The organism is Streptomyces sp. GLSS-08, from assembly GCF_056387915.1.
Genome location: NZ_JBWJAQ010000007.1, coordinates 221,061 through 231,930, shown reverse-complemented (window position 1 = coordinate 231,930; position 10,870 = coordinate 221,061). Strand labels below are relative to the sequence as shown.

Below are 10,870 nucleotides of genomic sequence, written 5' to 3'. Positions count from 1 at the left end.
ATGGCTGTGACTGCAACGCGTCACGACATCCGCAACGTCGCCATCGTCGCCCACGTCGACCACGGCAAGACCACCCTGGTCGACGCCATGCTCAAGCAGGCCGGTGCCTTCGCCGCGCACGCCGCCGAGTCGCTCGACGACCGCATGATGGACTCGAACGACCTGGAGCGTGAGAAGGGCATCACGATCCTGGCCAAGAACACGGCGGTCAAGTACCACCCGAAGGATGGCGGCGACGTCATCACCATCAACATCATCGACACCCCCGGCCACGCCGACTTCGGCGGCGAGGTCGAGCGCGGTCTGTCGATGGTCGACGCGGTCGTGCTGCTGGTCGACGCCTCCGAGGGCCCGCTGCCGCAGACGCGCTTCGTGCTCCGCAAGGCCCTGCAGGCACGGATGCCCGTCATCCTCTGCATCAACAAGACGGACCGCCCCGACTCCCGGATCGACGAGGTCGTCAACGAGACGTACGACCTGTTCCTGGACCTGGACGCGGACGAGGAGCAGATCGAGTTCCCGATCGTCTACGCCTGCGCGCGTGACGGCGTGGCCTCGCTGACCAAGCCGGAGGACGGCACCGTCCCGGCGGACAGCGACAGCCTGGAGCCCTTCTTCTCCACGATCCTCTCGCACGTCCCGGCCCCCCAGTACGACGAGGCGGCCCCCCTCCAGGCGCACGTCACGAACCTGGACGCCGACAACTTCCTCGGCCGTATCGCGCTGCTCCGCGTCGAGCAGGGTGAGCTGCGCAAGGGCCAGACCGTCACGTGGATCAAGCGCGACGGCACGATGTCCAATGTGCGCATCACCGAGCTGCTGATGACCGAGGCGCTCACCCGCAAGCCCGCGGAGAAGGCCGGCCCCGGTGACATCTGCGCCGTCGCCGGTATCCCGGACATCATGATCGGCGAGACCCTCGCCGACCCCGAGAACCCGGTCGCGCTGCCGCTCATCACGGTCGACGAGCCGGCGATCTCGATGACCATCGGTACCAACACCTCGCCGCTGGTCGGCCGGGGCGCCACGGGCAAGGGCGCGGACAACAAGGCCGCGGTCAAGGACCGCAAGGTCACCGCCCGCCAGGTCAAGGACCGGCTGGACCGCGAGCTGATCGGTAACGTGTCGCTGCGCGTGCTCGACACCGAGCGCCCCGACGCCTGGGAGGTGCAGGGCCGCGGTGAGCTGGCGCTGGCCATCCTGGTCGAGCAGATGCGCCGGGAGGGCTTCGAGCTGACGATCGGCAAGCCGCAGGTGGTCACCCAGGTGATCGACGGCAAGGTCCACGAGCCCGTCGAGCGCATGACGATCGACGTCCCCGAGGAGCACATGGGCGCGGTCACGCAGCTCATGGGCGTCCGCAAGGGCCGGATGGACAACATGTCCAACCACGGCTCCGGCTGGGTCCGCCTGGAGTTCGTCGTCCCCTCCCGCGGTCTCATCGGCTTCCGTACGGAGTTCCTCACGGGCACGCGCGGCACCGGCATCGCGCACTCGATCCACGAGGGCCACGAGCCGTGGTTCGGCACGCTGACGACCCGTAACAACGGTTCGCTGGTCGCCGACCGCTCCGGCGCCGTCACCGCGTTCGCGATGACGAACCTCCAGGAGCGCGGTGTGCTCTTCGTGGAGCCCGGCACCGAGGTGTACGAGGGCATGATCGTCGGTGAGAACTCGCGCGCCGACGACATGGACGTGAACATCACCAAGGAGAAGAAGCTCACCAACATGCGCTCGGCCGCCGCCGACTCCTTCGAGGCGATCGTGCCGCCGCGCAAGCTCTCCCTGGAGCAGTCGCTGGAGTTCTGCCGCGACGACGAGTGCGTCGAGGTGACCCCGGAGGCCGTACGCATCCGCAAGGTGAGGCTGGACGCCCGCGAGCGCGCGCGCTCCGCGAGCCGCGCCAAGCACAGCTGAACCACGCGCTGAACCGACGTCGGGCACCCCGCTCCAGCGGGGTGCCCGACGTCGTTGCGGGGGGATGCCGCGCGTACCGCCCGGCGGGCGCACCGGCGGCACGGGCGCCGACGCCGGGAGACCAGCCGGCGCTGAGGGGACGTAGGTGTGAGGCGCCCGCAACGCGCGGCAGCAAGGAATCCGCAGGCGGTGAGGGATAGGGAAAACCCTTCATTGTGGCGGCGGGGCCCCTCCGGGCGACCGATGCGCACTACCCTGCAGACCACATGCATTCCGTCCGGACGGCGTGCGCCCCACCAGGCGCTGCCCGCTCTCCCGGACGTGATCGCCCGTCACACAACGGCCCTGCCTCACAGGCGAGTTGGCCGGGTGATGAGGGGTGGTCGGCACCGCGAATCCCCGGTGCGCGGGCACGCCGAAGGCGCCCCAGCATGGCGACCACGTTAGTCGCAACAGGTTTTTCGAGCCCATCCGTCCGCAATACGGACACCTGTCACCGATAGATGTGTAACAAGTCCGTTTCGCAGGGATCTTTCAGCAAACCCTTTGTCCGGATTTTGGAAGAAGTGGGCGACAGGTGTGATCGAACCGAGACCTTGTGAGTGTGGTCGGCTCCTGGCCCATGGCAGATAGTTAGGCGCGTAGAGCTCGGTCAACGGGTCACGCGCTGCAGCCGGCGCCGACTCACGAGCGCGGGGGAGCACGAACACTATTTCCGGCCGACATGTCGGTGGTGTGACCAGTGCTCCCTTTTGCGGTGAACCAATGGACTCATGAGGAGGAACCCATGCGCGGTGCCAAGAGCGCCAAGTGGGTCGCGATAGCCGCGGTTGTGGCGCTGGGCGCGACCGCCTGTGGTGGTAGCGATGGTGACAGCGGCAAGGACAACAAGGCCGCCGTCAACCCGAACGGCAAGTTCTCGGTCGAGGTGGGCGAGCCGCAGAACCCGCTGCAGCCGGCGAACACCATGGAGTCCAACGGCAGCATTGTCATCAATGCCCTGTTCTCTCAGCTCGTCGACTACGACGACAAGGGCAACATCGTCATGGTGAACGCCGAGTCGGTGGACACCAAGGACAACAAGACCTACACGGTCAAGCTCAAGGCGGGCTGGAAGTTCCACGACGGCACCCCGGTGACCGCGGACTCCTACGTCAAGTCGTGGAACTGGTCTGCGAACATCAAGAACAAGCAGACCAACAGCTTCTGGTTCTCCGACATCGAGGGCTACGACGACGTCGCCCCGGCCAAGGGTTCCCCGAAGGCCGACAGCTTGTCCGGTCTGAAGGTCGTCGACGACAACACCTTCACCATCACGCTGTCGAAGCCGATCCCGTACTACGTGTACAAGCTCGGCTACGAGACCTTCTCGCCGCTCCCGGACTCCTTCTTCAAGGACCCGAAGGCCGCGGGCGAGAAGCCGGTCGGCAACGGGCCGTACAAGTTCGTGAGCTGGCAGCACAAGAAGAAGATCGAGGTCGCCAAGTTCGCGGACTACCAGGGTCCCGACAAGGCCAAGAACGGCGGTGTGGTCTTCAAGAACTACACCAACCTCGAGACGGCCTACGAGGACCTGAAGTCCGGCAACGTCGACGTCCTGCGTCAGATCGCGCCCAAGGACCTGCCCGTCTACAAGACGGACCTCGGCGACCGTGCCGTGGACAAGGCCTACTCCGCGATCCAGACCATCGCCCCGGCCTTCTACACCAAGCAGTGGAAGGACATCGACCCCAAGGTCCTGCAGGGCCTGTCGATGGCGATCGACCGCGACACCATCACGAAGACGGTGCTCCAGGGCACCCGTGAGCCCGCCACCGGCTGGGTCGCCAAGGGTGTCCTCGGCTTCGAGCCGAACGCCGGCGGCGACGTCTTCAAGTTCGACCCGGCGAAGGCCAAGTCCCTCATCAAGGAGGGCGGTGGCGTTCCCGGCAACAAGATCTCCATCCAGTACAACGCGGACGGCGGTCACAAGGAGTGGGTGGAGGCGGTCTGCAACTCCATCACCAAGTCCACGGGCGTCAAGTGCACGGGCGACTCCAAGGCCGACTTCCAGGCCGACCTCAACGCCCGTGACGGCAAAGAGGTCAAGTCCATGTACCGCAGTGGCTGGGTGCTGGACTTCCCGATGAACGCCAACTTCATCCGGGACCTCTTCGGCACCAAGTCGGACGGCAACCAGAGCGGCTTCTCCAACAAGAAGATCGACGCCGCGATCGAGGCCGCCGACAGCGCCTCCTCGCTGGACGAGTCGGAGAAGAAGTACCAGGAGCTCGAGAAGCAGCTCCCCGAGTACATGCCGAGCATTCCGCTCTGGTACTACAAGGTCAACGCGGGCTACTCGGACAAGGTCACCGGCGTCGAGTACGCCCAGGACGGCGACCCGATCCTGACCGGCGTTCAGGTCAAGAAGTAACCGCAATCAGCCCGCGATCCGGGTACGGCGCCGCCTCGTGCGCCGTACCCGGCGTGCGGCAGCGGCTGGGGGGCCCTTTCCATGCGCATCGGTCATCGGTGCGTAAGGAAAGGGCCCGTCGGCTGCCGCTGCAACCGACATGGAGGAACCATGGGGCGCTACGTCGCGCGACGACTGCTCCAGATGATCCCGGTGTTCATCGGGACAACCCTGTTGATCTTTCTCATGGTCTACGCCCTGCCCGGCGACCCCGTGCGCGGGCTTTTCGGGGACAAGGGCGGAAGCCCCCAGGTGATCGCCGCCCTGAGACATGAGTACGGCCTGGACCAGCCGATCCTGGTGCAGTACTACCACTACATGAAGGACATGATCCTGCACGCCGACTTCGGCACGCAGATCGCCAGTGGCCGTCCGGTCACGGACGTCCTCGGTGAGGCCTTCCCGGTGACGCTCCGGCTGGCCTCCCTGGCCTTCCTGATCGAGGTCGTCGTGGGCATCGCCCTCGGTGTCATGGCGGGCATGCGCGCCGGCCGGCTCACCGACAACCTGGCCCTGCTGGTCTCGCTGCTGCTGATCTCGGTCCCGGTCTTCGTTCTCGGCTTCATCCTGAAGGTCGTCTTCGCGTTCAACCTCGGATGGCTGCCGCCGAACGTCAACGACGACACGAACTACAATGAGTTGCTGATGCCGGCCATCGTGCTGGCCGCTGCCTCGCTGGCCTACGTGACCCGCCTGACCCGGACCTCGGTCGCCGAGAACATGCGCGCCGACTACATCCGCACCGCGATCGCCAAGGGCCTTCCCAAGCGCCGCGTCGTGGGCGTGCACCTCATGCGCAACTCGCTGATCCCCGTGGTCACCTACCTGGGCACCGACATCGGAGCGCTGATGGGCGGCGCGGTCGTCACCGAGGGCCTGTTCAACATTCACGGCGTGGGCGGCACGATCTACGAGTCGATCGTGCGCCGCGAGGGCACGACCCTCGTCGGCCTCGTGACGATCCTCGTCCTCGTGTACCTCCTCGCCAACCTGCTCGTCGACCTGCTCTATGCGGTCCTTGACCCGAGGATTCGCTATGCCTGACGTGACCAAGACCGACGTCAAGACCGGCGCGATCGACCCCGTGGGCGGCACGCCCTCGATGACGCCGCACGCGCCCGAGGCCAAGCCGGAGAAGACCCGAAGCCTCTGGGGCGACGCCTGGGCCGACCTGCGGCGCAGCTGGATCTTCGTCATCTCCAGCGTGCTGATCCTGATCCTGCTGCTGATCACCTTCTTCCCGGGGTGGTTCACCAGCGAGGACCCGATCCTCGGCGACCTGGCCAAGAACTACCTGCAGAAGCCGAAGCTGAGCGACGTCGGCTCGGCGGACTGGCTCGGCTACGACCAGCAGGGCCGCAGCGTCTATGCCCGCGTCATCTACGGCGCCCGGGCCTCCATCGCCGTCGGCTTCGGCACCACCGTCGTGGTCACCCTCCTCGGCGGTCTGGTCGGCATGATCTCCGGCTACTTCGGCGGCATCGTCGACTCCCTCCTGTCCCGGCTGACGGACGTCTTCTTCGGCATTCCGTTCCTGCTCGGCACGATGGTCATCCTGAACTCCTTCACGGAGCGCACGACCTGGGTCGTCATCGGCGCCCTGGGCTTCTTCGGCTGGACGCAGGTCGCCCGCGTGATGCGCGGCGCGGTCATCACCACCAAGCAGGCCGACTACGTGCAGGCGGCCAAGGCACTCGGCGCGAGCACCCCGCGGATCATGTTCCGGCACATCCTGCCCAACACCCTCGCTCCGGTGATCGTCGTCGCCACCATCTCGCTCGGCATCTACATCTCCGCCGAGGCCACGCTGTCCTTCCTGGGCCTCGGCCTGGACGGCGTCTCATGGGGCAACGACATCTCCGGCGGCGGCAACCAGATCCGTGTGGCCCAGTGGATCATGCTCTACCCGTCGATCATGCTCAGCATCACGGTGCTGGCATTCATCATGCTCGGTGAGGCCGTACGCAACGCCCTCGACCCGAAGATGCGTTGAGGGAGGCGTTCGTGACCATCATCGAAGAAGCAGCCGTGCCCTCGCAGCGCGGTGCCGGCGACGGCCCGCTGCTCGAAGTGCGGGACCTGCACGTCGAGTTCCACACCCGTGAGGGCGTGGTCAAGGCCGTCAACGGCGTCAACTACAGCGTGAGCGCGGGCGAGACCCTCGCCGTGCTCGGCGAGTCGGGCTCCGGCAAGTCGGTGACCGCCCAGGCCATCATGGGCATCCTCGACATGCCGCCGGCGACGATCCCGCAGGGCGAGATCCTCTTCCGCGGCCAGGACATGCTCAAGATGTCCGGCGAGGAGCGCCGCCGGATCCGCGGCCAGAAGATCGCGATGATCTTCCAGGACGCGCTCAGCTCGCTCAACCCCGTGCTCAGCGTGGGATACCAGCTCGGCGAGATGTTCCGCGTCCACCAGGGCCTGTCCAAGAAGGACGCCAGGGCCAAGGCGATCGAGCTGATGGACCGGGTGAAGATCCCGGCCGCCGCGGCGCGGGTGAACGACTACCCGCACCAGTTCTCCGGCGGTATGCGCCAGCGCATCATGATCGCCATGGCGCTGGCCCTGGAGCCGGACCTGATCATCGCCGACGAGCCCACCACGGCTCTCGACGTGACGGTCCAGGCCCAGGTCATGGACCTGCTCGCGGAGCTGCAGCGCGAGTACAACATGGGTCTGATCCTGATCACCCACGACCTCGGCGTGGTCGCCGACGTCGCGGACAAGATCGCCGTGATGTACGCGGGCCGGATCGTCGAGCGCGCCCCGGTGCACGAGCTGTACAAGCGGCCCGCGCACCCCTACACACGGGGTCTGCTGGACTCGATCCCGCGCCTGGACCAGAAGGGCCAGGAGCTGTACGCGATCAAGGGTCTGCCGCCCAACCTGCTGCGCATCCCGACCGGTTGCGCCTTCAACCCGCGCTGCCCCAAGGCGCAGGACATCTGCCGCACGGACGAGCCGGCCCTGTTCCCGGTCACCGAGCGGGACGGCGGCGAACTGCCCGGCCGGGCCTCCGCGTGCCACTTCTGGAAGGAGACGATCCATGGCTGAGCTCAGCAAGAACGACGAGCCGCAGGACGCCACGCCGAACGTCTCCGACGTCGAGGTCGTGGACGCCCACTCCGAGACGGAGGCGGTCGCCGCCATCGAGGCACCCGTCGAGCGGGGCGAGCCGATTCTCCAGGTGCGCAACCTGGTGAAGCACTTCCCGCTCACCCAGGGCATCCTCTTCAAGAAGCAGATCGGCGCGGTCAAGGCCGTCGACGGCATCTCCTTCGACCTGTACCAGGGCGAGACCCTGGGCATCGTGGGCGAGTCCGGCTGCGGCAAGTCCACCGTGGCGAAGCTGCTGATGAACCTGGAGCGGGCCACCGCGGGCGAGATCTTCTACAAGGGCCAGGACATCACCAAGCTGTCCGGGCGTGCCCTGAAGGCCGTGCGCCGCAACATCCAGATGGTCTTCCAGGACCCGTACACCTCGCTCAACCCCCGGATGACGGTGGGCGACATCATCGGGGAGCCCTTCGACATCCACCCCGAGGTGGCACCGAAGGGCGACCGCCGCAAGCGGGTGCAGGACCTGCTGGACGTGGTCGGTCTCAACCCCGAGTACATCAACCGCTATCCGCACCAGTTCTCCGGCGGCCAGCGCCAGCGCATCGGCATCGCCCGCGGCCTCGCGCTCAACCCCGAGATCATCATCTGCGACGAGCCGGTGTCGGCGCTGGACGTGTCGGTGCAGGCCCAGGTCATCAACCTGATGGAGCGGCTGCAGGACGAGTTCAACCTGTCGTACCTCTTCATCGCGCACGATCTGTCGATCGTGCGGCACATCTCCGACCGGGTCGGCGTGATGTACCTGGGCCGGATGGCGGAGATCGGCACCGACGAGCAGATCTACGACCACCCGACGCACCCGTACACGCAGGCGCTGCTGTCGGCCGTGCCCGTGCCGGACCCGGACGCGCGCGACCGGCGTGACCGGATCATCCTGACCGGTGACGTGCCCTCCCCGGCGAACCCGCCGTCGGGCTGCCGCTTCCGCACCCGCTGCTGGAAGGCGCAGGAGAAGTGCTCCCAGGTGGAGCCGCTGCTGGCGGTCCCCGAGCTCTTCGTGGGCGTGGACACCCCGGCGGCACACGAGTCGGCGTGCCACTTCGCCGAGGAGAAGGACGTCGTGCACGCGGTCTGATCCCGCGCAGGCACCACCCCGCCGGTTCCCGGCACCGCCAGGCGGTGCCGGGAACCGGCATGTCGGAGCACGGTTTCCCGTAGGGGCCGCGCCCGTCGGCCGCCTCAGCGCACGACCCGGCCGCGCAGCACGATGCGGCGGGGGCGGCGGAGGGTACCGGGGTCGAGCCGCGGGTCGGCGTCGTGGACCGTGATGTCCGCGAGTCCGCCCTCGGTCAGCCCGCTCAGGCCGAGGAACGCGCGCGCGGTCCAGCTCGCGGCGCCGACCGCGGCTTCGGCGGGCAGCCCGGCGTCGATCAGGTGCCCGACCTCGGAGGCGACGTCACCGAACGGTGCGCAGTCCGTGCCCGCGAGCACGGTGACCCCCGCGTCGTGCGCCTCGCGGACCCGGCGGATCATCGTACGGTGCCCGTCGCGCCACAGCCGGTCACGGGCCGTGTTCCCGGTGCGCAGCGGCGCGCTCTGTGCGAAGGCGGTGAGCGTGGGCACGTATGACGTCCCGTGTGCCGCCATCAGAGCGACGCAGCTCTCCGGCATGCCCATCCCGTGCTCGACGGAGTCGACGCCCGCCCGGGCCGCGCCCAGCACGCCCTCGGCGGACTGGCAGTGCACGGCGACCCGGCCGCCCGCCGCGTGCACGCCCTCGACGACCGCCCGCAGCAGCTCGTACGGCACCGGCGCGGCCTCGAAGTCCCAGTCGCCCATCAGCTTGCACCAGCCGTCGTGCGCCTTCGCCTCCGCCACCGCCGAGGCGACGAGATCGTCGGTGACCGTGTGGAAGGCCGCGACTCCGGAGAGCCCGGCCCAGGCCAGCCAGCGGCCCGCGGTGATCATCCGGGGCGAGTCGGGGGCCCCGCGCAGGGCGTCGGGGATCTCGCCCAGAAGCCCCGGGAAGCGCAGTGCCGTCGTCCCCGCCTCGCGGTGTGCGGCGATGTGCTCGGCGAAGAGGGCGGGGTCGAAGGCGAGATCGTCGGCGCCGTTCCCGCTGCCCGGGTGTGTGTGCACGTCGACGAGCCCCGGCAGCAGGAAGCCGCCGTCGGCGACGGTGACGACGTCGGCGGCGCCGGCGGGCCGGACGAAGGTGATGCGGTCCCCGAGCAGCCAGAGGTCGCGCGGCTCGCCGTCGGGCAGGACGGTGCCGCGCAGATGGAGGATCATGTCCGGCAGTCTGGTCCTGGTCGGCCGGCGGAGCCAACTCCCGGCGGGTGCCGCCATATTCGCTCGACATCGGACGGCCGGACCGGGATGCTCACCCCGATGACTCGAACTGACACGCCTCCCGCACGGGACGAGCGCTCACAGCTGACCACCTTCCTCGACTACACGCGTGACACGGTCCGGGCCAAGTGCGAGGACGTCTCCCCGGAGAACGCCCGCCTCGCCCCGCTGCCCGGCTCCCCGCTCATGACCCTGTGCGGCCTGATCAACCATCTGCGCTGGGTCGAGTACTACTGGTTCCAGGTGGTCTTCCTCGGCGAGGAGGACGAGGGGCCCTGGACCGACGAGGACCCCGACCGCGAGATGCGCATCGCCGTCGACGTGCCCGTCGCGGTCCTCCTCGCGGAGTACGAGGAACAGAGCGCCCGCTACCGGAAGCTGGTCGCCGAGCACAGCCTCGACGACACCGCGAAGCGCGCGCGGGGCGACGGCGGCCCGGTCGACCTGCGGTGGATCCTGCTCCACCTCATCGAGGAGACGGCCCGTCACAACGGCCATCTCGACATTCTGCGCGAGCTGGTGGACGGCCGGACGGGCGTCTAGCGCATGGGAGAGACAGTGCCGCAGTACCCCGCCATCCGCCACGTCACCTTCGACTGCACCGGTGACCCGTACGAGCTCGGGCTCTTCTGGAGCGAGCTGCTCGGGCGCCCGCTCGCCGACGACGACAAGCCCGGTGACCCGGAGGCGCTGCTCAGCGACCCGTCCGGCGGTCCGGCTTTCCTCTTCGTGCGCGTGCCGGAGGGCAAGACGGCCAAGAACCGCATTCACTTCGACCTCCGGCCGCGGGGCCGCACGCGTGCGCAGGAGGTGGAGCGGGCGCTCGGTCTCGGGGCGCGGCGGCTCGCGGACCTGACGCGCCCGGACGGCGGCGGCTGGGTCCTCATGGCGGACCCCGAGGGCAACGAGTTCTGCGTGGAGCGCGGAGAGCTGGACTGAGCCCAGGCCCTTGTCCCCGGAACCGCCGGCGCGGACGCGCCGGCGGTTCCTTGCGTCCTACCCCGGTCTGTCTTCCTCCCGGTTCCTCCATCCCCCCTTCGCCACCCGTACAGACGGGACAGAAGTGCGGTATGGGGGAGGGCGGGTGAT

9 protein-coding genes are annotated in these 10,870 nt (G+C 68.3%); 8 read left to right on the top strand and 1 reads right to left on the bottom strand.

Features of this window, described 5'->3' with window-relative positions:
- The 6 genes from typA (at nt 1) to AC0ZLC_RS15070 (ending at nt 8,564) form a co-directional block, all read left to right on the top strand.
- Nucleotides 1–1,917: a translational GTPase TypA gene (gene typA / locus AC0ZLC_RS15095; RefSeq protein ID WP_476752450.1), complete on the top strand. Its 1,917-nt coding sequence runs from the start codon at nt 1–3 to the stop codon at nt 1,915–1,917.
- Nucleotides 1,918–2,704: 787 nt separating this feature from the next.
- The gene (locus AC0ZLC_RS15090) at nt 2,705–4,330 is read left to right on the top strand and encodes a peptide ABC transporter substrate-binding protein (RefSeq protein ID WP_476752449.1); all 1,626 of its coding nucleotides are present in this window, start codon (nt 2,705–2,707) and stop codon (nt 4,328–4,330) included.
- Nucleotides 4,331–4,480: 150 nt separating this feature from the next.
- Nucleotides 4,481–5,413, top strand: a complete 933-nt coding sequence (locus tag AC0ZLC_RS15085) for an ABC transporter permease (protein ID WP_476752448.1) — start codon at nt 4,481–4,483, stop codon at nt 5,411–5,413.
- Entirely contained in the window at nt 5,406–6,362 is a 957-nt protein-coding gene (locus AC0ZLC_RS15080; RefSeq protein ID WP_476752447.1) for an ABC transporter permease, read from the top strand. The genes AC0ZLC_RS15085 and AC0ZLC_RS15080 overlap by 8 nt, the downstream gene beginning before the upstream one ends.
- 11 nt (nt 6,363–6,373) lie before the next feature.
- Nucleotides 6,374–7,423, top strand: a complete 1,050-nt coding sequence (locus AC0ZLC_RS15075; protein ID WP_476752446.1) for an ABC transporter ATP-binding protein — start codon at nt 6,374–6,376, stop codon at nt 7,421–7,423.
- Nucleotides 7,416–8,564, top strand: coding sequence for an ABC transporter ATP-binding protein (locus AC0ZLC_RS15070; RefSeq protein WP_476752445.1), 1,149 nt, complete (start codon nt 7,416–7,418; stop codon nt 8,562–8,564). The genes AC0ZLC_RS15075 and AC0ZLC_RS15070 overlap by 8 nt, the downstream gene beginning before the upstream one ends.
- Before the next feature lie 104 nt (nt 8,565–8,668).
- Here the strand turns inward: AC0ZLC_RS15070 and AC0ZLC_RS15065 are convergent, their stop codons facing one another.
- Complete coding sequence (locus AC0ZLC_RS15065) at nt 8,669–9,721, bottom strand: amidohydrolase family protein (protein ID WP_476752444.1); 1,053 nt, start codon at nt 9,719–9,721, stop codon at nt 8,669–8,671.
- 99 nt (nt 9,722–9,820) lie between these two features.
- Between AC0ZLC_RS15065 and AC0ZLC_RS15060 the strand changes: the two genes are divergently transcribed.
- Nucleotides 9,821–10,324: a DinB family protein gene (locus AC0ZLC_RS15060; protein ID WP_476752443.1), complete on the top strand. Its 504-nt coding sequence runs from the start codon at nt 9,821–9,823 to the stop codon at nt 10,322–10,324.
- A gap of 3 nt (nt 10,325–10,327) precedes the next feature.
- Nucleotides 10,328–10,720: a VOC family protein gene (locus tag AC0ZLC_RS15055; protein ID WP_476752442.1), complete on the top strand. Its 393-nt coding sequence runs from the start codon at nt 10,328–10,330 to the stop codon at nt 10,718–10,720.
- The last annotated feature ends 150 nt before the right edge of the window (nt 10,721–10,870 follow it).